The organism is Blastococcus sp. SYSU DS0828, assembly GCF_054050975.1.
Genome location: NZ_JBJHAK010000023.1, coordinates 31,439 through 54,913 on the forward strand (window position 1 = coordinate 31,439; position 23,475 = coordinate 54,913).

Genomic DNA, 23,475 nt, shown 5'->3' on the forward strand with positions numbered 1-23,475 from the left:
TAAAGATCCTTCAGCCGCATTAGCATTGCTGTCCGTGGAGATCGATCTGGCCCAGCTGCGCACCCTGGTGGCGGTGGTCGACGAGGGCACCCTGGAGGCGGCGGCACGGCGGCTGCACGTCACGCCGTCCGCGGTGTCCCAGCGCCTGCGGGCGCTGGAGGAGGCCACCGGCCGGGTGCTGGTGCGGCGCGGGCGGCCGGCGACCGTCACGACCGCCGGCGAGCCGGTGCTGCGCCTCGCCCGCCAGGTCGGCCTGCTCGTCGCCGACACCGGCCGGCAGCTCGACCCGTCCGGGTCCGGGCCGCCCGTGGTGCCGCTCGCGGTGAACGCCGACTCGCTGGCCACCTGGGCGCTGCCGGCGCTCGCCCCGCTCGCCGCTGACCTGCGCCTCGACCTGCACAGCGCCGACCAGACGCACACCAGCACGCTGCTGCGGGCCGGCACGGTGATGGCCGCGGTCACCTCCGACGCCGAGCCGGTGGCCGGCTGCCGGGTGACGCCGCTCGGAACCATGCGGTACCTGCCGTGCGCGGCGCCGGCCTTCCTCGACCGCTGGTTCCCCGACGGCCCCCGCCCCGCGGCCCTGGCGCGGGCGCCGGTGGTCGTGTTCGACCGCCGGGACGACCTCCAGCACGTCTACCTGCGCCGCCACCTCCCGTCGACGGCGGACGTGCCGGTCCACTACGTGCCCTCGTCGGCGGACTACCTCACCGCCGTGACCCTGGGCTTCGGCTGGGGCATGCTGCCGGAGCTCCAGCTGGCGGCCGCCCGGCCCGCAGGGGAGCGAGCGGTCGGGTCGTTCGACCTGGCGGGCGCCGTCGACGTGGCCCTGCACTGGCAGCAGTGGCGGCTGCACTCCGCACCGCTGGACCGGGCGGCCGGCGCACTGATCGGGGCCGCCCGCGCACGGTTGCGGCAGCCGGCGTGACCGGCCCCCGGCTCCCGCACCGCGCGGGGCCGGGGACCGGCGTCGTCAGGGAGTGCCGACCTGCACCGGCGTGGTGAGGACCCGGTCGGGCCCGACCTCGCGCACCGGACCGGTGAGCCGCACCCGGGCGCACAGCGGCAGGTCCTCGCTGGAGGTGCCCACCGCGAGCACCAGCTCGCCCGGCTCCACGATGCGGCGCAGGTCGCGCCCGGTGAACGACGCCCGGTCGGTGTGCACCGTGAACACCACCCGCGCCGACGTGCCGGCCGCGAGCTCCACGCGGGCGAAGCCGACCAGGCGGCGCACCGGCTGCACCACGCTCGCCACCGGGTCCGAGAGGTAGAGCTGCACCACCTCGGCGCCGTCCCGGTCCCCGGTGTTGGTGACGGTGCACGACAGGCGCACCGAGCCGTCGGTGGCCACCTCCGCCGGGGAGTCGCCGACGGCGACGTCGTCCAGCCGCAGGTCGCCCAGGGCGAAGCTGGTGTACGACAGGCCGAAACCGAACGGGAAGAGCGGGGTGGGGTCGGCGGAGCTGATGCCGCTGCTGCGCGCCAGCGCCGGGCTCAGGTACGTGGCCGGCGAACCGCCCGGCGTCCGCGCCACCTGGACCGGCAGCTTGCCGGACGGGTTGACCCGGCCGCTCAGCACGCCGGTCACCGCACCCGCCCCCTCCTCGCCGGGGAGAAAGGCCTGCACGACCGCGGCGGCCCGGCCGGCCACCTCGCCCAGCGCGTAGGGCCGCCCGCTCAGCAGCACCACGACCACCGGGGTGCCGGTCGACAGCAGCGCGTCGAGCAGCTCCGCCTGGGCGCCGGGGAGCCGCAGGTCCTCGGCGTCGCAGCCCTCACCCGAGGTGCCCCGGCCGAACAGGCCGGAGACGTCGCCGACGACGGCGATGCAGACGTCGGCGGCGGTGGCGACGCCGACGGCCTCGGCGATGCCGCTGCGGTCGGGCTCCTGCACCGGGCAGCCCGCCGCCGTGGTGACCGTGGCCTCGGGGTACTCGGTTCGGACCGCGTCCAGCAGGGTGGGCAGCTCGATGCCCAGCGGCACCTCGGGGTGCTGCACCCCGACGTGGTTGGGGAAGGCGTAGCACCCCATCAGCGACAGCACCTCGTCGGCGCAGGGCCCGACGACGGCGACCGACGACGGAGCCCGGAGCGGCAGCACGCCGGCGGTGTTGTCCAGCAGCACCACCGAGCGCTCGGCCATGGTGCGCGCCAGCGCCCGCATCTCCGGCGGGTCGAGGTCCAGCGTGCCGCCGTCCCGGAGCACCGCCGGCTCGGGGTCCCAGCCGGCGTCGAGCAGCCCGAGCTCGCCCTTCTGCCGCAGCACCCGCTCGACCGCCCGGTCGACCAGCGACTCGGGCACCGCACCGGTGCGCACCAGTTCGAGCAGCGGCTCGCCGTAGCAGCGCACGGTCGGCAGCTCGACGTCCACGCCGGCGGCCAGGGCCAGCGCGGCCGCCTCGCCGGGGGAACCGGCGACGCCCTGGGTCGCCTCCAGGAAGGAGACGCCGAAGTAGTCGGCGACGACGACGCCGTCGAAGCCGAGCGTGTCGCGCAGCAGGCCGGTGAGCAGCGCTTCGTCGGCGGCCGGTGGAACGCCGTCGACGGCGGCGTAGGAGTGCATCACCGAGCGGGCGCCACCCTCGCGCAGGGCCGTCTCGAACGGCGGCAGCACGACGTCGGCGAACTCCCGGGGACCCAGGTGGACGGGGGCGTGGTTGCGACCGGCGCCCGAGGCCGAGTACCCGGCGAAGTGCTTGAGCGTCGCGACGATGCCGGTGCTCTCCAGGCCGCGTGTGTACGCGCTGCCCAGGACGGCGACCAGGTAGGGGTCCTCGCCGATGGTCTCCTCGGTGCGTCCCCAGCGGTGGTCGAAGCTGACGTCGAGGACGGGGGAGAGGCCCTGGTGGACGCCGACCGAGCGCATCTGCGCCCCGATGGCGGCGGCCATCCGGGCCACCGAGTCGGGGTCGAATGCGGCGCCCCAGGCCAGGGGCACCGGGAAGACCGTGGCCTGCCAGGCGGTGAACCCGGCGAGGCACTCCTCGTGGGCCACGGCCGGGATGCCGAGCCGGGAGTTCGCGATCAGGTCCCGCTGGGTCTGGGCCAGCACGCGCGCCGCGGTGAGCGGTTCGACCGGGCCGGTGCCGAACATCCGCGTGAGCTGGCCGAGGCCGGCCTTGGTCAGCTCCTCCCACGGCGGCAGCGGCTCGCTGAACTCGTGCTGGTTGGGTGCGACGTCCTCGCCGTCGCCGATCGCCGTCCAGACGCCGTAGAGCTGGGCGACCTTCTCCTCCAGCGTCATGACCGCCATGAGGGCGCGGACCCGCTCGGGCAGGGGGCGGCCGGGGTCGGTCCAGTCGGCGGGCGGGGGGCCGGGGAGCGGGGTGGGCTCCGGGACGTCGGCGGCCGGGGGCTGGGTCAAGGAGGTGGCTCCAGGGGTGCGGTGAGTGGTCAGCGCGGGCGCGCTGCGGTGGAGGCGCGGGGGACCAGGTGGGTGGCCAGCTCCATGCGCTGGGTGTCCAGCTGCCCCCCGGTGATGAGGTCGTGCAGCATGCGGCCGGCCATCCGGCCCATGTCGGCCAGCGGCTGGCGCACGGTCGTCAGCGGGGGCGAGGACCAGCGCGCCATGGGCAGGTCGTCGAAGCCGACGACCGAGAGGTCGGCCGGCACCGAGAGGCCGGCCTGGCGGGCGGCTTCCAGGACGCCGAAGGCCTGCTCGTCGCTGCCGGCGAAGATCGCCGTCGGCGGGTCGGGCAGCTCGAGCAGCAGACGGGCCTGCTCGTAGCCGCCCTCGTGGTGGAAGTTGCCGTGCCGCACCAGGTCCGGGTCGACGCCGATGCCGGCGCGCTCCAGCGCCGCCCGGTAGCCGTCGATGCGGGCGCGGCTGCACAGGAACGCCTCCGGCCCACCGATCACCGCGATCCGCCGGTGGCCGAGCTCCACCAGGTGCTCGGTGGCGGCCAGCCCGCCGGCCCAGTTGGTCGCGCCGACGCTGGGCACGTCCTGGCCCGGCATGTCGACCGGGTCGATGACGACGACGGGCAGGTGCGAGCCGCCCAGCCGCCGCTGGTCGGCGGCGGTGAGCCGGGAGGTGACGACGAGCGCGCCCTGCCGCCCCCCGTTGATCAGGGCCTGCACCCAGTCGGCGCCGGGGTCGCGGGCGAGGGTGCCCACCACCACGTCCAGCCCGCTCTCGGTGATCCCGCGCAGGATCTCCACCGCCCAGGGGCTGTCCAGCGCGGTGAACACGACGTCCACCAGCGGGCGGGCCGGGCTCGCGGACCTGCGGGCCACGGGGACGTAGTTGTGCTCCTCGAGCAGGGCGAGGACGTGCGCCCGGGTGGCGGGGGAGACGTCCTGGCGGCCGTTCACCACCTTGGAGACCGTGGGCAGCGAGACGCCCGCCGCGGCCGCGATGCTGGCCAGCGTCGGCCGGCCGAGCTGAGGTGTCGCCACTGCCGTCCTCCTGAGGGTGAGCGCCGGGGGCCGAACCCGCCGGACCTGCGCCGGCGGTACCCGCCCAGTGGTGCGCATCACTGTGACAGGAGCGGCGATGGTATCGAAAGTTTCGGAGCGGCGGTAGCCCGCGCGGGTGGCTCGGACGCTAGCCCGTCGTCGTTCGCGGCGCCACCGGGCTGCTGGCGGGGTTCATAACGCCGCGGTGACGGCCCCGTTGACACCCTTCGTGACGCGGCTTACATTCTCGCAACTGCTCGAAACTTTCGGTTTTCAACGACGAAACAGGAAGGTGGCGGTGGGATGTCCCTCCGGCGTCTGACCCGCGTGGCCACTCAGGCCGGCGCTCTGGTCCTGGCAGGCACGCTGGTCGCGGCCTGCGGCTCCTCCGGTCCCGGTGGAGGGGGTGGCGAGGGCGGCACCGGCCAGGTGTGGGCCCTCGAGGACGCGGCCCTCAACCCGATCGAGGAAGCGTCGATCGAACGCTTCAACGAGAACTCCGACGCCGGTGAGCTGGAGCTCGCCACGTTCGGCAACGACCCCTACAAGCAGCGGCTGCGGGTCGCCCTCGGCTCGCCCAACGCCCCGGACCTCTTCTTCAACTGGGGCGGCGGCAACCTGAAGGAGTACGTCGACGCCGGCCAGGTCGAGGACCTCACCGGGCTGCTGGACGACGACCCCGAGCTGCGGGACGCCTTCCTGCCCAGCGTGCTCGCCGGTGCCGAGCTCGACGGGAAGAACTACGGCCTGCCGATGCGCGGCATGCAGCCGGTGATGCTCTTCTACAACAACGCCGTGCTCGAGTCCGCCGGTGTCCAGGTGCCCCAGACCTGGGACGAGCTGCTCGCCGCCGTGGACACGCTCAAGGCCGCGGGCGTCACGCCCATCGCCCTGGCCGGAACCCAGGCGTGGACCGAGCTCATGTGGATCGAGTACATCCTCGACCGCGTCGGCGGCCCGGAGGTCTTCCAGGCCATCCGGGACGGCGAGGAGGGCGCCTGGGAGCACCCGGCCGTCCTCGAATCGCTCACGATGCTGCGCGAGCTCATCGACCGCGGCGCCTTCGGCGAGGACTTCGCCTCGGTCGGCTACGACGTGGGTGGCGCATCCACGATCCTGGCCCAGGGCGACGCCGGATTCCACCTCATGGGCTCGTGGGAGTACACCAACCAGCTCAACGACAGTCCCGAGTTCGTCGAGGCCGGTGACCTGGGGTGGGCCACCTTCCCGGCGATCGAGGGCGGTGCCGGTGACCCGTCGAACCTGGTGGGCAACGTGTCGAACTTCTACTCGCTGACCAGCTCCTCGGAGCACAAGGAGGCCGCCCGCGAGTACCTGCGGACGGAGCTCACCTCGGACGAGTACATCACCGACCTCATCGAGGCCGGTGACGTGCCGCCGGTGCAGGGCATCCGCGACCAGCTGGCGGAGACCGAGAACGGCGACTACGCGACGTTCATCTACGACGCGACGGCCGAGGCGGACAACTTCCAGCTGTCCTGGGACCAGGACCTGCCGGCCGACGAGGCCACCGAGATGCTGACCCAGCTGGAGCAGTTCTTCCTCGGCAACCAGACGCCGCAGGGCTTCGTCGACGCGATGTCGGGCGTCTGACCCGGCCTCGGCCCGGCACCGCACCATGCACGACACGGCACAGCGCACCAGGACAGGGGCACCACGGATGGCGATCACCCGGCAGGACCGGCCCTCGGGCTGGTACCTCGCACCGGCGGTCACGTTCTTCGGGGCGTTCGCCGTGCTGCCCATGGTCCTGGTCGTCTACCTCAGCTTCACCTCCTGGAACGGCTTCGGGTTCCCCGAGCTCTCCGGGACGCAGAACTGGACGCGCCTGGTCGAGGACGGCCGGGCGTGGGCCTCGCTGCGGCTGACGCTGCTGTTCATGGTGCTGACCTGGGTCGTCCAGACCCCGATCGCGATGCTGATCGGGGTCTGGGCGGCCGGGCGCCAGCGCAACCGGGCCGTCCTGAGCTCGATCTTCTTCCTGCCGCTGCTGCTGTCCACGGCGGCGATCGCCCTGCTGTGGGCCGCGGTCCTGGACCCGAACTTCGGCGTCACCCAGGGGCTGCCGCTGCTGGACCGGTTCAACTTCCTGGGCGACACCGACCTCGTCGTCTACACCGTGGTCTGGGTGATCAGCTGGCAGTACATCCCGTTCCACACGCTGCTGTACCAAGCCGCCGCCCGCCAGGTGCCGCAGAGCCTCTACGAGGCCGCCACCCTCGACGGCGCGGGTCGCTACCGGCAGTTCTTCACCATCACCCTGCCGCTGCTGAAGTACACCGTCGTCACCTCGACGGTCCTCATGCTCGTCGGCTCGGTGACCACGTTCGACACCATCCTGATCCTCACCGGCGGCGGGCCCGGGACGGCGACGCGCATCCTGCCGCTGCACATGTACATCACCGGGTTCAGCGGGTTCGAGTTCGGCTACGCCAGCGCCATCGCGGTGCTGCTGCTGGTCCTGGGCGCGGGCCTGTCGCTCGCCGTCACCACGGCGACCGGCTTCCGCAAGATGCAGAGCCAGCAGGAGGGCATGTGAGCGACCGGGCGCCGCTGGGCGGCGACGACATGACGGGCGGCCGCTCGGGTGCGGTGGGCGTGCGGACGGCGGAGGCGCCGCCCTCGCCGATCGCACCGGTGCCGGAGGTGCCCGAGCGCCAGCGGCGGCGGATCCGGAACCGGCGGCGGGCCCACGGCCGCCCCAACGTCATCGCCGGGCTGCTCGCGACCGTCTGGCTGGCGCTCGTCGCCGTCCCGCTCTACTTCCTGGTCGCCGCCAGCTTCCGGACCCGGTCGGACTACCTGTCGGACAACCCGCTGGCCCTGCCACCGGCCCCGACGCTGGAGAACTACCAGACCGTCCTCTCCGGAGACTTCCCGACGTACCTGCTGAACACGGTGGTCGTCACGGTGGCCACCATCGCCATCGTCGTCGGGCTGACGCTCCCGGCCGGCTACGCCGTGGCCCGCAACGCCGGGCGCGTGGTGCAGCGGGGCTTCTCGCTCATGCTCGTCGGGCTGGCGATCCCCGCGCAGGCCGCGATCATCCCCGTGTACCTGATGATCACCCAGCTGCGCCTGTACGACACCCTGCTCGCGGTCATCCTGCCGACGGCGGCCTTCGCGATGCCGGTGGCCCTGCTGGTGATGACCAACAGCCTGCGCGACATCCCCAAGGAGCTGTACGAGGCGCAGACCCTCGACGGCGCCGGGCCGTTCCAGGCGCTGCGCCACCTCGTCCTCCCGCTGGCCAAGCCGGCGATCACCACGGTGGCCGTGTTCACCTCGCTCACCGCGTGGAACGGCTTCCTCTTCCCTCTCGTCCTCACCCAGTCGGTGAGCACGCGGGTGCTGACCCTGGGCCTGTGGGACTACCAGGGCCAGTTCGGCACCAACGTCCCCGCTCTCCTGGCAGCGGTGACGCTGTCGGTCGTCCCCATCTTCGTCCTGTACCTGGTCGGCCGCCGCTACCTGCTGAGCGGCCTGACCGCCGGCGCGGGCAAGTAGCCCGGCCGCCGCTCGCGAGAGGAAACCCATGGCCTCGGTCACCTACGAGCACACCAGCTGCGTCTACGGCGGCGCCGAACGACCCGCGGTGGACGGCCTGGAGCTGCAGATCGAGGACGGCGAGTTCCTGGTCCTGGTCGGCCCGTCGGGCTGCGGCAAGTCGACGTCGCTGCGGATGCTCGCCGGTCTCGAGGACGTCACCGACGGCCGGATCCTCATCGGCGACCGCGACGTCACCGACGTGCCGCCCAAGGACCGCGACATCGCGATGGTGTTCCAGAACTACGCGCTGTACCCGCACATGACGGTCGCGGACAACATGGGCTTCGCGCTCAAGATGGCGGGCCAGGGGAAGGCCGAGATCGCCGAACGGGTGCGGGAGGCGGCGAAGCTGCTGGACCTGGAGCCGTACCTCGACCGCCGGCCCAAGGCGCTGTCGGGCGGGCAGCGGCAGCGGGTGGCGATGGGGCGGGCGATCGTCCGGCAGCCGCAGGTGTTCCTCATGGACGAGCCGCTGTCCAATCTCGACGCGAAGCTGCGCGTGCAGACCCGCACCCAGATCGCCGCTCTGCAGCGGCGGCTGGGCATCACCACCGTCTACGTCACCCACGACCAGACCGAGGCGATGACGATGGGCGACCGGGTGGCGGTGCTCAAGGACGGGCTGCTCATGCAGGTGGGCCGGCCGCGCGACCTCTACGACCGGCCGGCCAACGTCTTCGTGGCCGGGTTCATCGGCTCGCCCGCGATGAACCTGTTCACGCTGCCGGTGGTCGACGGTGGTGTGCCCTTCGGCGACGAGGTGCACCCGGTGGGCCGGGAGGTGCTCGGCGGGACATCGGACGCGGTGGTGACCCTGGGGGTCCGGCCGGAGGACCTGGAGGTGGCCCGGTCCGGGCTCGCGGTCGAGGTCGACGTCGTCGAGGAGCTCGGCGCCGACGCCTACGTCTACGGCCGGACGACCGCCGGGGACGAGGAGCAGCTGCTCTGCGCCCGCGTCGACGGGCGCACCCCGCCGCGGAAGGGCGAGCTGCTGCACGTGCGCCCCCGCCCCGGCCACGTGCACCTGTTCGACAGGAGCACCGGCGCCCGGCTGGGCGGCTGAGACCCCCGGCCCGGCGGCCCGGACGCGGGTCGTCGGGCCGGGCCCGCCGCGCGCGGGGGAGAAGGGGTGGCGGGCGCTCCCTAGACTCGTGGGGTCCCCGGGAGGCGGGGGAACGCGAGCGAGGAGAGTGCATGGCCGTCCGAGCCATCCGGGGCGCGACCCAGGTCGAGGCCGACGACCGGGAGCAGGTGCTCGAGGCGACCCGCGAGCTGGTGGCCGCCGTCCTCGACCGCAACGAGCTCGAGCACGACGACGTGATCAGCATCCTGTTCACCGCCACCCCCGACCTCGTCTCGGAGTTCCCGGCGCTGGCTGCCCGCGAGCTCGGCATGGGGGGCGTGCCGCTCATGTGCGCCACCGAGATCGCCGTGCCCCACGCCCTGCCACGCGTGCTCCGTCTCATGGCGCACGTCGAGACGCCGAAGCCGCGGGCGGAGATCCAGCACGTCTACCTGCGCGGCGCCGTGGCGCTGCGGCGGGACATCGCGCAGTGACCGGGCCCGGCGACCGCGACCCCATGCACGAGCAGGCCCCATGACCGAGCAGGAGCACATGACCACCCCCCAGACCCCCTTCCGCGGGTCGGTGACCCTCGACGGCCCGTCGGGGACCGGCAAGTCCAGCGTCGCCCGTGGCGTCGCCGCCCGGCTGGGCGCTGCCTACCTCGACACCGGCGCGATGTACCGCGCGGCCACCGTCGCCGTGCTCGACGCCGGGATCGATCCCGACGACGCCGAGGCCGTGGCCCGCACCGTCGCCGAGGCGCGGATCGTCGTCGGCACCGAGGCCGGGACGGAGCGGGTCGAGGTCGGCGGTGCCGACGTCGCCGCGCGCATCCGCGGCGCCGAGGTGACCCGGACGGTGTCGGCGGTCTCCGCCGTGCCCGCCGTCCGCCGCCAGCTGGTCGACCAGCAGCGGGCCCTGGTGGCCGGGGCCGACGCCGTGGTGGTCGAGGGCCGCGACATCGGCACCGTCGTCCTGCCCGACGCCACGCTGAAGATCTACCTGACGGCCGCACCCGAGGTGCGCGCGCAGCGGCGCGCGGGGCAGCTGGGCGTCACCGACCCGGCGGAGATCGCGGCGCTCGCCGCCGACCTGCGCCGCCGCGACGAGTACGACAGCAGCCGGGCCGACAGCCCGCTGCGCCCGGCGGCCGACGCCGTCGTCGTCGACAGCAGCGAGCTCTCCCAGGCCCAGGTCGTCGACCGCATCGTGGCGCTGGCCGAGTCCGCTGTCGCCGTGGGGCAGCGGTCGTGACCGAGCAGCAGGGCGCGCCGCTCCCGGTGGTGGCCATCGTCGGCCGGCCCAACGTGGGCAAGTCGACGCTGGTCAACCGGGTTCTGGGCCGGCGCGCCGCCGTCGTGCAGGACACCCCGGGCGTGACCCGGGACCGCATCGCCTACGAGGCGCTGTGGAACGGCAAGCGGTTCACCGTGGTGGACACCGGTGGCTGGGACCCGAAGGCCGCCGGCCTGGGGGCCTCGATCACCCGGCAGGCCGAGTACGCCATGAAGACCGCCGACGTCATCGTCCTCGTGGTCGACAGCCAGGTGGGCGCCACCGAGACCGACCTGGCGGCCGCCCGCGTGCTCCGGCGCAGCGACCGCCCGGTGATCCTGGTGGCGAACAAGGTCGACGACGAGCGCAGCGAGGCCAACGCCGCCGAGCTGTGGAGCCTGGGCGTGGGGGAGCCGCAGGCGGTCAGCGCGCTGCACGGCCGGGCCAGCGGCGACCTGCTCGACCTGATCCTCGACGCACTGCCCGAGGCGCCGCGCGAGCAGGACGAGGAGGGCGGGCCGCGCCGCGTGGCGCTGGTCGGCCGGCCCAACGTCGGCAAGTCCAGCCTGATCAACCGACTGGCCAAGGAGGAGCGCTCGGTCGTCGACTCCGTCGCCGGGACCACGGTCGACCCGGTCGACTCGATCGTCACGCTCGGTGGCGAGGAGTGGCGGTTCGTCGACACCGCGGGGCTGCGCCGGAAGGTCAACACCGCCAGCGGCATGGAGTACTACGCCAGCCTCCGCACCGAGGCGGCGATCCAGGCGGCCGAGGTCGCCGTCGTGCTGCTCGCCGCCGACGAGGTGATCAGCGAGCAGGACCAGCGGGTGATCAGCCAGGTCGTCGAGGCCGGCCGGGCGCTGGTCATCGCGATCAACAAGTGGGACACCCTCGACGAGGACCGGCACTACCAGCTGGAGCGCGAGATCGAGCGCGAGCTCGCCCGGGTCAAGTGGGCCACGCGGGTCAACATCTCCGCCGCCACCGGCCGCGGCGTCAGCAAGCTCGCCGACCACCTGCGGGCCGCCCTGGCCTCCTGGGAGACCCGGGTGCCCACGGCCGAGCTCAACACCTTCGTGCGGGCGCTGGTGCAGGAGACCCCGCCGCCGGCGCGCGGAGGCCGGGCGCCCAAGATCAAGTACGTCACGCAGGCCGACATCCGGCCCCCGCGGTTCGTCGTCTTCTCCACCGGCTTCCTGGAGGCCGGCTACCGCCGGTTCCTGGAGCGGAAGCTGCGTGAGCAGTTCGGCTTCCACGGCACGCCCATCGAGATCTCGGTGAAGGTCCGCGAGGGGCGGGACAAGGACGGCAAGCGCGGCTGACCACCGTCACGGGCCTCGGTGGCCGTGCGGTAACCTTCTCGGGCGGTTGTTCGCGGCCCGGGAAGTCCCGGGAGGCGGGCGGCACGCGGGCTGTAGCGCAGCTTGGTAGCGCACTTGACTGGGGGTCAAGGGGTCGCAGGTTCAAATCCTGTCAGCCCGACAGTGTGACGTCGCAGGTCAGGGGCGGGCCGACCACGAGGTCGGCCCGCCTCTGCCGTGCTCCGGGTCGACCAGTACAGCAACGAGCTGCGTACTGCCTCCGGCGAAGCTCTCACCGTTCGACGATCGATCAGCGGGGCAGAGCGCGCTGGTCGGGCCTGTCTCGTGCGAGCAGATGGTCGGCGACGTGGCGGGCATCGGCACCGACACCCCCGAGTAGGTGGGAGGTGATCGAGCGCTGGTAGGGCAGCCCGACCGCGTACAGGCCGGGGCAGTCGTCGACGACCCCGCCGCGGTGACGCAGCCGGCCGTCCGAGTGGAGGACGTCGAGGTGCAGCCATCTGTAGTCGGGGCGCAAGCCGGTGGCCCAGACGACAGCGGTGACGGCGAGGGTGCGACCGTTGGCGAGCAGTGGCATCCCGTCACAGGTGCCGGTGACCCGAGGGTGTCGCTGCACGCCCGCGGTCGCCAGCTGCTCGGGGCGGACGCGGCCGAGGGGATCGCCGTGCCCACCCAGTCCGCGTCGGGCGAGGACGGCGCCGAGGCGGCCGAGGCGCTGCAGCACCTGGAAGGTCCACGGCCCCAGGTGCGGGATGTGCCCGACGTCGCGTCCGGCCAGATGTACGGTGCGCTGCTCCGTGGGGTCGGTCGCCACATCAAGGGCGATCTCAGCCCCGGAATTGCCCGCTCCCACCACCAGGACCGCACCGGCCGGCAGCTGAGCGGGACGGCGGTAGTGCGCCGCGTGGACCTGGACCAACCCCGGGTCCAGGTGAGCGGCGAAGGTCGGGACGAACGGTCTGTGGTGTGCGCCGGTAGCGATGACGACGTCGCCGGCCCGCCAGCGCCCACGGTCGGTGGAGACCACGAACTCCGCACCTGCGCGATGCACGGCCTGCACTCGGGTGCCCAGCCGCACCGGTAGCTCGAAGTGCTCGGCGTAGCGGGCCAGGTAGTCAGCCACGGCATCCTTGGTCGGATGGTCCGAGCGCCGGCCGGGAAAGGGCAGGCCCGGCAGCGAGTCGAAGCCGACCGGGGTGAACAGGCGCAGCGAGTCCCACCGCTCCCGCCAACTGTCGCCCACGGCGTCGGCGGCGTCGAGGAGGACGACGTCGTGGCCACGGCGGGTCAGGTGGAAACCGACGGCCAGGCCGGCCTGGCCCGCGCCGACGACCACGGTCTGGACGACACGGTCGTCCGCCGTCGCAGCCATGTCCGCTCCCCCCGGTCAACCAGTTGTCGACGCCAGGGTATACATGCCTACGTCTACAGTGGTGGGGTGAACGCCGTGGCCAGCACGCCTCCGGGGCGCAGACTTCCGCGCGCCGAGCGGCGAGAGCAGATCCTCGCGGCGGCCACGAGCGCGTTCGGTGCCGCCGGTTTCGAGGACACCACCCTGGACGGCGTGGCCGCCGCGGCAGGAATCAGCCGGGCCATCCTCTACCGGCACTTCGAGTCCAAGGCCCACCTCTACCGGGCGGTGCTGGAACGCGCGCGGGCACGGCTGCATGCGGCCGTGGGCGACCCGCCCTACACCGAGCGGATCATCGACGACCTGCTCACCGCCGCGGCCGGCGATCCCGACGGGTTCCGGCTGCTGTTCCACCACGCGGCGCGGGAGCCGGCCTTCCGCGCCGAGGTCGACGTGTTCACCGCCGAGATGACCGCCACGGCACACGACCACCTCGCCCCCTCCATCCCCGATCCGGGGTGGGCCCGGTGGGCTGCACGGCTGGCCCCGACGGTCACGATCGCCGCCGTGTTGACCTGGCTGGACGCCGGCCAACCGGAGCCGGCCGGGGCCGCCGCTCGACTGCGCCAGGCGGTCCAGGGCATCAGCTCCGCCGCGGGTGCCCCCGGCCGATCGGGCGATGAGCTCCGCGGGCGGGTGGGGTCTGCACCACCATGACCACGATGATCGCCACCCGCAGGCTCGACACGCCTGAGGCATCGCTCGCCTACGACAGTCGCTCGGTCAGGTGGACCTCGACGTCGTCTCCGTCGTCCTTGCCGATGGCCGTGCGGATCGGCGCAGCCACGGGGAGCTTGTGGGTGCCGTCTCCCAGGGCCATGAAGGCTCCGGTGAACGGGTGCCCGTCGACGGTGCCGGCAACCTTCACCAGGCCACGGGTCCCGAAGATCCGTGCTGACTCCGGCAGCTGGACACAGGTCCAGGTGTCTGACGGTCGGACCTTGCCCAGCCGGGCCGTGAACGTGATGTCCAGGGGGCGGGGATCTGCCATGTGAGTACTCCTTCGCGCTGCTGTGCGGGGGCTGTCGGGCCTATCGGAGCTGGCTCTGGTTGGAGTCCTCCAGGTAGACCAGCCCGTTGCCGTCGGGGTCGGTGAAGGAGAACATCGCCGGGACCCCTTCCATCCGCACCAGCTCCTCGTTGTGCAGGGTCGCGCCGGCCTCGCGGACCCTGTCGTGGGCCCGTTGAGCATCGGAGGTGCCCAATCGGATCGCGATCGGGATCGTGCTGTCGGGGGGGAGGAGCACCAGGGCGACACTCGAGCCCGGCGGGGCGACCTCGATCATCCGCGCGCCCGGCCACACCTCCACGTCGGTGCGGAGTTCGCAGCCCAGCACTTCGGTGTAGAACCTCAGCGCGGCGTCCTGGTCAGCCACCGGAACGGAGACACTCAACACTCTCGTCGTCATCGTCATACCGCCTCAGACGGCGCCTCGACCGGAAACTCATCGCCCGGGCGGTCGTCCCGCAGGAAAGACCTCTGACGGGAACGGTGCGGGGCAGGCAGTGCGCCGTGCGGCGGCCGTCCGGTATCTGCCGTCCGGTTGCCGTTCTCGTCGGGGGGCGGACCGGGACGCCTCCCGCCGGATGGCCGTGCTCGTGGCGGTGACCGCAGCGGCGTCCGGCACGGCCCGGTGCGCGGTGGTCATGGGGAGCACCCAGGGCCTCGGAGATTCGGTCGATGCGCGCCGGTCGCCGGGCCGGAGGTGAGGTGCTGACCGCATCCCCGGCACCCTCCGCCCGCACCCTGGTCAGGGCGGCCGCCCCGGGCGTCGTCGGATCAGAGCGCAGCCGCGCCGGGGCGTGTCAGCCCCAGGGCGCGCTCGAGCACCCGGAACCGGTAGGCCGCGCTCAGCACGAGGAACCACAGCACCAGGGCCGGCAGCACGGTGAAGAACACCGGGTCGGCGGCGCCCGTGAGGCCGAAGTAGTCGCTGACCGCGGGGACGAACAGACCGCCGGTGAACACCGCGGCGAGCCCGGCGACGAGGATCGCCGGGCGCTTGTCGCCGTCCGGCCGCGTCCAGGCGGCGAACCACCGGTTCGGTGGCTTGAGGAAGAGGATGAGCAGGAACGCGGCGAACGAGACGAAGGTGGAGAGCGCGGTCTGGGCCCCGATCGTGGCCGCCGCCTCGGCGAACCCCACGTCGTCGGAGGAGAGCCCGGTGTAGCGCTCGAACGCGGCGAGCACCTCCGCGGGTGTGCCGGTGCGGCCGAGCCCCTCGAACAGGAAGGTGTAGTGGTAGGCGTAGAGCGCGACGCCGCCGGCGGCCGTCACCACCGCTGCCGGGACGACGAACCGCCCGAGGTTCGGGAGCAGGTCCGGGTCCGGCGCCGTCGGTCGCGCCCATGCGGTGAGGAAGAGCGTCGGGACGCCGACGGTGAGCAGCGTCAGCCCGACGTTCGCCGGTGAGTAGGGGAACCCCAGGCCGAGCATCGTCACAGCGAGGATCACCAGGCCCTGCGTGGCGACCCGGGACAGGAAGACCTGCATCGAGGTCCCGATGCCGTCGATGATCCGCCGCCCCTCGTGCTGGGCGGGCAGCAGCGCCCCCAGGGAGTCCTCGGTCAGCACGATGTCGGCGACGTCCCGGGCGACGGCGCTGCCGCTCCCCATCGCCACGCCCACGTGCGCCCGCTTGAGAGCCCGGGCGTCGTTCACCCCGTCGCCGATCATGGCGACGTAGCGTCCCTGCCGGCGCAGTGCGTCGACCAGCCGCTCCTTCTGCTCGGGCGCGATGCGGCCGAACACCGTCGCCCGGACGGCCAGCCGGTCCAGCTCCGCGTCCGTCATCCCGTCGAGCTCGGCACCGGTCACCGGCACCCCGGCGTCCAGCCCGGCCTGCCGCGCCAGGGCCGCGACCGTCCGCGCGTCGTCGCCCGACACCACCTTGAGGTCGATCCCGCCGCCGGCGAACCGGGCGATCGTCTCCGGGACGTCCGGGCGCAGCTCGTCGGCGAGGGACACGAGGGCGACCGGCTCGAGGGCGGGCAGGCGGGGGCGCCCCGCGTCGTCCCGGAGCGGCGCGTGCGCGGCGGCGCGGGCGACGACCAGGACCCGGAGCCCCTGGTCGGTCCGCGCGCCGACCGCCTCGGTGAGCGGCGGCCCGGAGAGGTGGGGGGCCAGGCGGTCCGGCGCGCCGAGGACGTGCACGCCGTCGTCGGCGCGCACGGCGCTCCACCGCAGCGACGACGAGAAGGGGATCTCCTCGTGCACCGTCCACGCCCGGCCGGGCAGGGAGTCGGCGAGCGCGGTGGTGGTCAGGTTGGGCGCCGCCGTGCTGCGTGCCAGGGAGCCGACCAGCTCCCCGGCCGCCGCGGTGTCGAGGATGCCGACCGGGTGCACCTCCGCGAGGGCCAGCCGGCCGGTCGTCAGGGTGCCGGTCTTGTCGGTGCAGACGACGTCGACGTGGCTGACCGACTCGACGGCGTTGGTCTGCTGCACGAGAGCGCCCCGCCCGCTGCTCCGGGCCGCGCCGACGGTGTAGGCGACGGCCACGAGGAAGAACAGCCCGTAGGGGACCAGGCCGGAGAGCACCGCGGTGGTCTGCACCACCCGGACCAGGGAGAGGCCTTCCAGCGCGGCCTGGAACAGGATGGTGGCGCTCATCAGGGCGACCAGCAGCATCACCAGCCGGACCACGAACTCGATGCGCAGCTGCAGGGGTGTCCGGTCGGTGGTGGACCGGCGGGCGTCGGCGGTCAGCCGGCCGGCGTAGCTGGCGGCGCCCACGTCACGCGCGAGCTGGTACCCCTCGCCGCCGACGCAGAAGCTGCCCGACAGCAGGTCGTCCCCGGGCCCCTTCTGCAGTGGCTCGGACTCCCCGGTCAGCAGGGACTCGTCGACGTCCACCCGGCCACCGTCGAGGACCGGCCCGTCGACGACGAGCTGGTCGCCGGGGCGGACGTGGACGACGTCGCCGCGGACGACCTCCTCCGGCGGCGCCTCGACGTGCGTGCCGTCGCGCACGACCGTCACCAGACTGCGGTGCAGCAGCTGGAGCCGGTCGAGCTTCCGCCTGGCCCGGATCTCCTGCACGGCGCTGATCGTCGCGTTGACCAGGCCGAGACCGACGCTGGTGAAGGCGTCGCTGTACCGGCCGAGGGCGAGCAGTGCCGCGCCGATGACGAACAGGATCACGTTGAAGAACGAGAAGACGTTCGTGCGGAGGATCTGCGCGTAGCCGCGGGACGACGCGCGGACGCTGACGTTGCCCTCGCCGCGCCGTCGCCGGGCCTCGGCCTCCCGCTGGCTCAGTCCCACCGCCGCGTTCCCGCCCACCGCGGAACCCGACTCCTGCACGTCCATCCGGTTTCCTCCGACCCGGGCCCGACCGGGTGAGCGGGGCCACCCCGGAGTCTGCCGGGCGCGGCCGGCGGCCGCCCGCGCACACGCGGACCACCCAGCAGACGCACAGGCGGCGCCGCCCCGGCCGGCCGCGGGGTCCGGTGCCGCCGACGCGGCAGGCGTGCCGCACCGCAGGGCGACCGTTATGCCCAACAAGACCACGATCCGGACAGACGCCGACGAACTGCGCGGCAACGCCGGGGAGGAGCGGCGTCAGGTCCCCGTGATGCGGCGGCACTCGGGGCAGGGGTCGGCCGAGCCCAGGCCCCGGGGTCCGTCCCACTTCCCCTGGATGACGCCGACCGATGCGCCGCAGACCGCGGCCCAGGGCGCCGGCAGGTCGGCGGTGCTGCGGAGGACGGCGTGCGCCCGCCCGGTGTGCTGGTCGCGGCCGGCGGCGTGGTCGCTGCTCATGCCGACCAGCATGCGTCCCGCGCGTGCGCCCGTGGCCACGGGGTAGCGCAGCGGCCATGGCCACCGCACGCGACACCACCGGCCGGCGCTCCCGGCGGATGCCCGACCGGGCGACCGGGCTGCTGTACGGGCTGGGCTTCGGCGGCTTCGTCGACGGGATCGTGCTGCACCAGATCCTGCAGTGGCACCACATGGTGAGCGCCGTGGAGGAGCCGACGACGCTCGCCGCCCTGGAGGTGAACACGCTGGCCGACGGCCTCTTCCACGCCGCGACCTGGGTGCTCGCCTTCGCCGGCACGATCACCGCCCTCGTCGCCTGGCGGCGCGACCGGCTGGCGCCGAGCTGGAGCTTCCACTTCGGCCTCGTGCTCGTCGGGTGGGGGATCTTCAACCTCGTCGAGGGGCTGATCAACCACCAGCTCCTCGGCATCCACCACGTCCGCGACGACCTCGGTGGCCCGTTGGGCTGGGACCTGGCGTTCCTGGCGTCGGGAGTGCTGCTGATCGGGGGCGGGTGGCTGCTGCACCGTCGCGGTGTGCGCCGCCTCGCCGCGCGCGCCGGCGTCCGGGAGACCTGAGGGGGCCGGCCCCCGGCCGGGGGTCTTGTCCGCCACCCACCTCCCAGGGCAGGCTGTGACGCACGACACACCAGCACCAGGAGGCACCGTGGCAGCCCGCGCAGCACATCCCGTTCCCGCACGCGGCTCCGACGGCTGAGGTCGGTCCATGGGCAAGGACATCCCCCCGGCTCCCGCTCCCCGCCCGCCCGCGCTGGTGCGCAACGTGGCCCTCGTCGGCCGGGCCGGCGCCGGCAAGACGACGCTGGCGGAGGCGCTGCTCGCGGCCACCGGGGCCGTCCCGCGCGCCGGGCGGGTGGAGGAGGGGACCACCTGCCTGGACACCGAGGAGGTGGAGATCCGCCAGCAGCGGTCGGTCTCCCTGGGCGTGGCCGCCGTCGAGCACGACGGCCACCGGATCACCCTCCTCGACACCCCGGGTTCCCCCGACTTCGTCGGCGAGCTGCGAGCGGGGCTGCGGGCGGCCGACTCGGCGCTCTTCGTGGTCTCGGCCGTGAGCGGGGTGGACGCCGGCACCGTCCAGCTGTGGGAGGAGTGCGCCGCGGTGGGCCTGCCACGCGCCGTGGTGCTCACCCAGATCGACCGGCCGCGTGCCGACGTCGCCGAGGCCGTGCGTCTCTGCCAGCTCATGCTGGGGGAGGGGGTGTACCCGGTGCACCTGGTCGACCGCGGGCCGGACGGCGCCGCGCGCGGCCTGGTCTCGCTCCTGGAGCCGCATCTCGACGCCGCCCGCACCGGCGACCAGGACGCCGACCGCCTCCGCGCCGAGCTGATCGAGGGGATCATCGGCGAGAGCGAGGACGAGACCCTCATGGAGCGCTACCTCGCCGGCGACGAGCTCGCCGTCCCCGACCTGTTGGCCGACCTGGAGACGGCCGTCGCCCGCGGGCACTTCCACCCCGTCCTCTGCGCCGCCCCGCTCACCGGGGTCGGCATCGACGAACTGCTCGAGCTCGTCGTGGCCGCCCTCCCCTCGCCGACCGAGCACGGGTGCCCGCCGGTCACCCGGCCCGACGGGTCACCCGCGCCGCCGCTGCAGTGCGACCCCGACGGCCCGCTCGTCGCCGAGGTGGTCCGCACGACCACCGACCCCTACGTCGGCCGGATCTCGCTGGTCCGCGTCTTCTCCGGCACCCTGCGACCGGACGTCGCCGTGCACGTCTCCGGCCACGGGCTCGCGGAGCGGGGGCATCCCGACCACGACGCCGACGAGCGGATCGGCGTCCTCTCCGCACCGCTGGGCTCCGCGTTGCGGCCGGTCGCGGCGTGCCCCGCCGGCGACGTCTGCGCGGTCGGCCGGCTGGCGACGGCCGAGACCGGCGACACGTTGAGCTCGCCGGAGGAACCCCGGCTGGTCCCCCCGTGGGAACTGCCGGTGCCGCAGCTGCCGGTGGCGGTGGAGGCTGCTTCCCGCGGTGACGAGGACCGGCTGGCCACGGCCCTGGCCCGGCTCGTCGCGGAGGACCCCACCGTCCGGCTGGAGCGGCGTCCCGACACCGGGCAGCTCCTGCTCTGGTGCGTGGGGGACGCGCACGCCGAGGTGCTGCTGGAGCGGCTGCGCAGCCGCCACGGCGTCGCCGTCACCCCGGTCCCGGTGCGGGTCCCCCTGGTGGAGACGCTCCGCGGCCCGGCGCGGGTGACCGGCCGGCACGTCAAGCAGTCCGGCGGGCACGGCCAGTACGCCGTCGTCGTCGTCGAGGGGGAGCCGGGGGAGCCGGGCTCCGGGATCGTCTTCGAGCAGCGCATCGTCGGTGGCACCGTGCCCGTCCAGTTCCACGCCAGCGTCGAGAAGGGCATCCGCGCGCAGGCCGCGCGCGGGGTGACCGGTGACCGGCCGCTCGTCGACGTCCGGCTGACCCTCGTCGACGGCAAGGCCCACTCGGTGGACTCCTCCGACGCCGCCTTCCAGGCCGCCGGCGCCCTGGCCCTGCGGGAGCTGGCGAACGCGGCCGGCACCCGGATCCTGGAGCCCTGGTGCGAGATCCGCGTCCGGGTTCCGGCCGAGTTCGTGGGCGCGGTGATGAGCGACCTGTCGTCCCGCCGGGCGCGGGTGACGGGTACCGAGGCCGACCCGGGCCGGGACCGGGCCACCGTGCACGCCGAGGTGCCGGAGGCCGAGCTGCTGGGCTACCCCGGCGTGCTGCGATCGGTCACGCACGGCACCGGCGCCTTCGACCGCCGCCCACTCAGGTACGAGCCGGCTCCCGCGGCGGTCGCCGTGCCGGCCTGAGCGACGCCGTCCCGGCGAGTGGGCGGGCCCGCCGTGGCCCGTCCGGAGGCCCGCCGCGAGCCTGCGAGCGACGAGGGGGCCGGTGGCTCCCGGCAGGGACCCGCCGCGAGCAGGCGAGTGGTGGGGGGCAAGGGGTCCTTCTACTAGCCTCGGGCACGGTCGTGCTGGCACTGGAGGGAACGTGACGTCGTCGAACGGGCCGTCGGCTGCCGTACCCGTACCCCCGTCCCGGACGACGCCGGCCGCGCTGCCCGACCGCCAGGCCCTTCCGGACCGCGTCTGGACGCTCCCGAACGCGCTGTCGGTGCTGCGGCTGCTCGGCGTGCCGTTGTTCCTGTGGCTCCTGCTGGGCCCGGAGGAGGACGGCTGGGCCCTCGTGGTCCTCATGGTCTCCGGTTTCACCGACTGGCTCGACGGCAAGCTCGCCCGCTGGCTGGACCAGGGCAGCCGCCTGGGTGCCCTGCTGGACCCGGCCGCGGACCGGCTCTACATCGTCTCCACCCTGGTCGCGCTGGCGCTGCGCGAGGTCGTGCCCGTGTGGCTGGTGGCGCTGCTGCTGGGCCGGGAGCTCGTCCTCGGCCTCATGCTGCTGCTCCTGCGGGCGCACGGTTACCCGCCGCTGCAGGTGCACTACCTGGGCAAGGCGGCCACGCTCCTGCTGCTCTACGCCTTCCCGGTGCTGCTGCTCGCCGACGGGAACGGTCCGCTGGCCACCGTCGCCGCGCCGTTCGCCTGGGCGCTCACCATCTGGGGCACGGCGCTCTACCTGCTGGCCGGCATCTTCTACGTCGTCCAGGTCGTGGGGTTGCTCGCCGCGGACCGGGCGGCGGCCTCCCGGAACTCGCCGTGACCGGCACGCGCCCGGCCGGTGGCGTCCGCTCGCTGGGGGCCTCCCTGCTCGACGACGTCCTCGCCGAGACCCTCGACCCTGCCTACGCCGACGCGGCCGCGCGCAAGGCCGGGGGAGAGGCACCCCGGCGAGGCCGGGGGCGGGTCCTGGTCGCGCTCACGATGGCCGCCGCGGGCCTGCTGGCCGCGGTCACCTACGACCAGGCCGCCGCCAAGGCGCAGGGACGGCAGGAGATCCGCGAGGCGCTGGTCAGCGACATCCAGGACGAGTCGGCCCTCAGCGACGACCTGACCGCGCGGCTCGAGGAGCTGCGCGCCGAGGTCAGCCGGACCAGCGACGAGCTGCTCGCCGCCACGGCGGTGGGGCAGCGCGCGCTGGACGCCCTCGCGCGGGCCGAGCAGGGCACCGCCGCCGTCGCCGTCGCCGGGCCGGGGCTGCTCGTCACGCTGGCCAACGCCGAGGCCGAGGCCGACGACGACCCGCTCGCCGGGAGCGCCGCGGATGCCCGGAACGTGCAGGTGGCCGACGGCGACCTGCAGCTCGTGGTGAACGCGCTCTGGGCCGCCGGCGCCGAGGCGATCAGCATCAACGGCCAGCGCCTCGGCCCCACCAGCGCCATCCGGTTCGCCGGCGAGGCGGTGCTCGTCGACTTCCGCCCGGTCACCAACCCCTACCGGGTCAGCGCCATCGGCGACCCCGACGCGCTGGCCAACGCCTTCCTCGCCAACCCCGAGGTGCGTGCGCTGGCCTCGTTCTCCGCGTCCGCGGGGTTGCGGTTCGAGTTCGCCAAGGAGGACGAGCTGTCCCTGCCGGCCGCCAACCCGCCGGAGCTGCGCTTCGCCGAGCCCGTCACCCCCCGCCGGGTCCCCGGCACCGAGCCCAGCCCCGGAGGCTGACGACGTGATCCCGATCCTCGGTCTCGCCGCAGGCGTCCTGCTCGGCCTCCTCTTCGACCCGACCGTCCCGCTGTGGCTGCAGCCCTACCTGCCGATCGCCGTCGTGGCCGCCCTCGACGCCGTGTTCGGCGGCTTCCGGGCCCGGCTCGACGGCATCTTCGACGCCAAGGTGTTCGTGATTTCGTTCGTCTCCAACGTGGTGGTGGCCGCGCTCATCGTCTTCCTGGGCGACCAGCTGGGGGTGGGCGCGCAGCTGTCCACGGCGGTCGTCGTGGTGCTCGGCATCCGCATCTTCGGCAACGCGGCCGCCATCCGGCGGCACGTCTTCCGCGCGTGACGGCGGACCGGCCACCCGCCCCACCGGGAGCTGCCGCGGGACCGGACGGGCCCGACGCCGCCGGCGCGCCTCCCGACCCGGCCGCGCGGCGGCGCCCCGATCGCCTGGCGGCGGCGCTCATCGGCGTGCTGACCCTCCTGCTCGGGTTCGCGCTCGCGGTCCAGGTGCGCAACGCCGACGAGGCGCAGATGCTGGCCGGCGCGCGCGAGGAGGACCTCGTGCGCATCCTCGACGAGCTCAACAGCCGGGAGGAGCGGTTGCGGGCCCAGCTGACGGAGCAGCGGGCGGCGCTGCGCGAGCTCAACGGCTCGGGCAGCCAGACCGGGGCCGCATTGCAGGAGGCCCGCCGCCGCGCCGAGGCCCTCGGCATCCTGGGCGGCACGCTGCCGGCGCAGGGGCCCGGCATTGCCCTCTCCGTCAGCGACCCCGCCGGGGCCGTCCGGGTGTCCGACCTCCTCGACGTGATCCAGGAACTGCGCGGGGCCGGCGCGGAAACGATGCAGGTCGACGACGTCCGCATCGGGCTGTCCAGCGCCGTCACCGGGACGACCGGCGACCTCCGTGTCGACGGGACGTCGTTGCGCTCGCCGTACGAGTTCGTGGTCCTGGGGGATCCCCAGAGCATGGCGACGGCCATGAACATCCCCGGCGGAGTGGTGCAGCGGATCGAGCGGCGTGGCGGCTGGGTGGAGATCGCCCAGTCGCCCGAGCTCGTCGTGGACGCGTTGCGGCCGTTGGACCGCCCTCAATACGCTTCGCCCGAGACCGACTAAGGACCTC

General features: G+C 74.0%; 22 protein-coding genes and 1 tRNA gene. 16 read left to right on the plus strand and 7 right to left on the minus strand.

Annotated elements, in window-relative coordinates; translation table 11 throughout:
* Positions 1-34: 34 nt before the first annotated feature.
* Positions 35-928 (plus strand): LysR family transcriptional regulator ArgP, encoded by an 894-nt coding sequence (locus ACI79Q_RS16530; protein WP_456600068.1) that lies wholly within the window; start codon positions 35-37, stop codon positions 926-928.
* 45 nt (positions 929-973) lie between these two features.
* Here the strand turns inward: ACI79Q_RS16530 and ACI79Q_RS16535 are convergent, their stop codons facing one another.
* Together ACI79Q_RS16535 and ACI79Q_RS16540 are read right to left on the minus strand one after the other, a co-directional pair.
* Entirely contained in the window at positions 974-3,364 is a 2,391-nt protein-coding gene (locus ACI79Q_RS16535; RefSeq protein WP_456615051.1) for a beta-xylosidase/alpha-l-arabinosidase, read from the minus strand.
* Between the two features lie 29 nt (positions 3,365-3,393).
* Positions 3,394-4,398, minus strand: coding sequence for a LacI family DNA-binding transcriptional regulator (locus ACI79Q_RS16540; RefSeq protein WP_456590772.1), 1,005 nt, complete (start codon positions 4,396-4,398; stop codon positions 3,394-3,396).
* Positions 4,399-4,701: 303 nt separating this feature from the next.
* Between ACI79Q_RS16540 and ACI79Q_RS16545 the strand changes: the two genes are divergently transcribed.
* The 8 genes from ACI79Q_RS16545 (at position 4,702) to ACI79Q_RS16580 (ending at position 11,791) form a co-directional block, all read left to right on the plus strand.
* Positions 4,702-6,012, plus strand: a complete 1,311-nt coding sequence (locus ACI79Q_RS16545) for an ABC transporter substrate-binding protein (protein ID WP_456590773.1) — start codon at positions 4,702-4,704, stop codon at positions 6,010-6,012.
* A 67-nt stretch (positions 6,013-6,079) separates the two neighbouring features.
* On the plus strand, positions 6,080-6,958 hold the full coding sequence (locus ACI79Q_RS16550; protein ID WP_456590774.1) for a carbohydrate ABC transporter permease: 879 nt from the start codon (positions 6,080-6,082) through the stop codon (positions 6,956-6,958).
* Positions 6,955-7,926 (plus strand): carbohydrate ABC transporter permease, encoded by a 972-nt coding sequence (locus ACI79Q_RS16555; protein ID WP_456615052.1) that lies wholly within the window; start codon positions 6,955-6,957, stop codon positions 7,924-7,926. Before ACI79Q_RS16550 ends, ACI79Q_RS16555 begins: the two co-directional genes overlap by 4 nt.
* Positions 7,927-7,954: 28 nt before the next feature.
* Positions 7,955-9,031 (plus strand): ABC transporter ATP-binding protein, encoded by a 1,077-nt coding sequence (locus ACI79Q_RS16560; RefSeq protein ID WP_456615053.1) that lies wholly within the window; start codon positions 7,955-7,957, stop codon positions 9,029-9,031.
* A gap of 131 nt (positions 9,032-9,162) precedes the next feature.
* A complete protein-coding gene (gene aroH / locus ACI79Q_RS16565; protein WP_456595690.1) occupies positions 9,163-9,525 on the plus strand; it encodes a chorismate mutase in 363 nt (120 codons plus the stop codon).
* A gap of 40 nt (positions 9,526-9,565) precedes the next feature.
* Positions 9,566-10,288 (plus strand): (d)CMP kinase, encoded by a 723-nt coding sequence (gene cmk / locus ACI79Q_RS16570; protein ID WP_456590778.1) that lies wholly within the window; start codon positions 9,566-9,568, stop codon positions 10,286-10,288.
* Positions 10,285-11,631, plus strand: a complete 1,347-nt coding sequence (gene der / locus ACI79Q_RS16575) for a ribosome biogenesis GTPase Der (RefSeq protein ID WP_456600071.1) — start codon at positions 10,285-10,287, stop codon at positions 11,629-11,631. The genes cmk and der overlap by 4 nt, the downstream gene beginning before the upstream one ends.
* An 86-nt stretch (positions 11,632-11,717) precedes the next feature.
* Positions 11,718-11,791, plus strand: a tRNA-Pro gene (locus tag ACI79Q_RS16580).
* A gap of 129 nt (positions 11,792-11,920) precedes the next feature.
* Here ACI79Q_RS16580 and ACI79Q_RS16585 read toward each other — a convergent pair.
* Positions 11,921-13,003 (minus strand): flavin-containing monooxygenase, encoded by a 1,083-nt coding sequence (locus ACI79Q_RS16585; protein WP_456600072.1) that lies wholly within the window; start codon positions 13,001-13,003, stop codon positions 11,921-11,923.
* Between the two features lie 66 nt (positions 13,004-13,069).
* Between ACI79Q_RS16585 and ACI79Q_RS16590 the strand changes: the two genes are divergently transcribed.
* On the plus strand, positions 13,070-13,699 hold the full coding sequence (locus ACI79Q_RS16590; protein WP_456595687.1) for a TetR/AcrR family transcriptional regulator: 630 nt from the start codon (positions 13,070-13,072) through the stop codon (positions 13,697-13,699).
* A gap of 49 nt (positions 13,700-13,748) precedes the next feature.
* On the opposite strand, the gene ACI79Q_RS16595 is transcribed toward ACI79Q_RS16590, so the two are convergent.
* From ACI79Q_RS16595 to ACI79Q_RS16610, 4 genes are all read right to left on the minus strand, one after another.
* Positions 13,749-14,033 carry a DUF1905 domain-containing protein gene (locus tag ACI79Q_RS16595; protein WP_456613354.1) on the minus strand — a complete coding sequence of 95 codons (285 nt, stop codon included), beginning with the start codon at positions 14,031-14,033 and terminating at the stop codon, positions 13,749-13,751.
* Between the two features lie 40 nt (positions 14,034-14,073).
* Positions 14,074-14,457 carry a VOC family protein gene (locus tag ACI79Q_RS16600; protein WP_456613355.1) on the minus strand — a complete coding sequence of 128 codons (384 nt, stop codon included), beginning with the start codon at positions 14,455-14,457 and terminating at the stop codon, positions 14,074-14,076.
* Between the two features lie 365 nt (positions 14,458-14,822).
* Entirely contained in the window at positions 14,823-17,351 is a 2,529-nt protein-coding gene (locus tag ACI79Q_RS16605) for an HAD-IC family P-type ATPase (RefSeq protein ID WP_456613356.1), read from the minus strand.
* Positions 17,352-17,603: 252 nt separating this feature from the next.
* Complete coding sequence (locus tag ACI79Q_RS16610) at positions 17,604-17,804, minus strand: hypothetical protein (RefSeq protein WP_456590823.1); 201 nt, start codon at positions 17,802-17,804, stop codon at positions 17,604-17,606.
* 56 nt (positions 17,805-17,860) lie between these two features.
* On the opposite strand from ACI79Q_RS16610, the gene ACI79Q_RS16615 reads away from it, so the two are divergent.
* The 6 genes from ACI79Q_RS16615 (at position 17,861) to ACI79Q_RS16640 (ending at position 23,468) form a co-directional block, all read left to right on the plus strand.
* Positions 17,861-18,382, plus strand: a complete 522-nt coding sequence (locus ACI79Q_RS16615) for a DUF2243 domain-containing protein (RefSeq protein WP_456600076.1) — start codon at positions 17,861-17,863, stop codon at positions 18,380-18,382.
* Between the two features lie 148 nt (positions 18,383-18,530).
* The gene (locus ACI79Q_RS16620) at positions 18,531-20,612 is read left to right on the plus strand and encodes an elongation factor G-like protein EF-G2 (RefSeq protein ID WP_456615054.1); all 2,082 of its coding nucleotides are present in this window, start codon (positions 18,531-18,533) and stop codon (positions 20,610-20,612) included.
* Between the two features lie 181 nt (positions 20,613-20,793).
* The gene (locus ACI79Q_RS16625) at positions 20,794-21,462 is read left to right on the plus strand and encodes a CDP-alcohol phosphatidyltransferase family protein (RefSeq protein WP_456600078.1); all 669 of its coding nucleotides are present in this window, start codon (positions 20,794-20,796) and stop codon (positions 21,460-21,462) included.
* A complete protein-coding gene (locus tag ACI79Q_RS16630) occupies positions 21,459-22,358 on the plus strand; it encodes a DUF881 domain-containing protein (protein ID WP_456590827.1) in 900 nt (299 codons plus the stop codon). The genes ACI79Q_RS16625 and ACI79Q_RS16630 overlap by 4 nt, the downstream gene beginning before the upstream one ends.
* 4 nt (positions 22,359-22,362) lie before the next feature.
* Positions 22,363-22,695 (plus strand): small basic family protein, encoded by a 333-nt coding sequence (locus ACI79Q_RS16635; protein ID WP_041775731.1) that lies wholly within the window; start codon positions 22,363-22,365, stop codon positions 22,693-22,695.
* Positions 22,692-23,468 carry a DUF881 domain-containing protein gene (locus ACI79Q_RS16640; RefSeq protein WP_456590828.1) on the plus strand — a complete coding sequence of 259 codons (777 nt, stop codon included), beginning with the start codon at positions 22,692-22,694 and terminating at the stop codon, positions 23,466-23,468. The genes ACI79Q_RS16635 and ACI79Q_RS16640 overlap by 4 nt, the downstream gene beginning before the upstream one ends.
* The last annotated feature ends 7 nt before the right edge of the window (positions 23,469-23,475 follow it).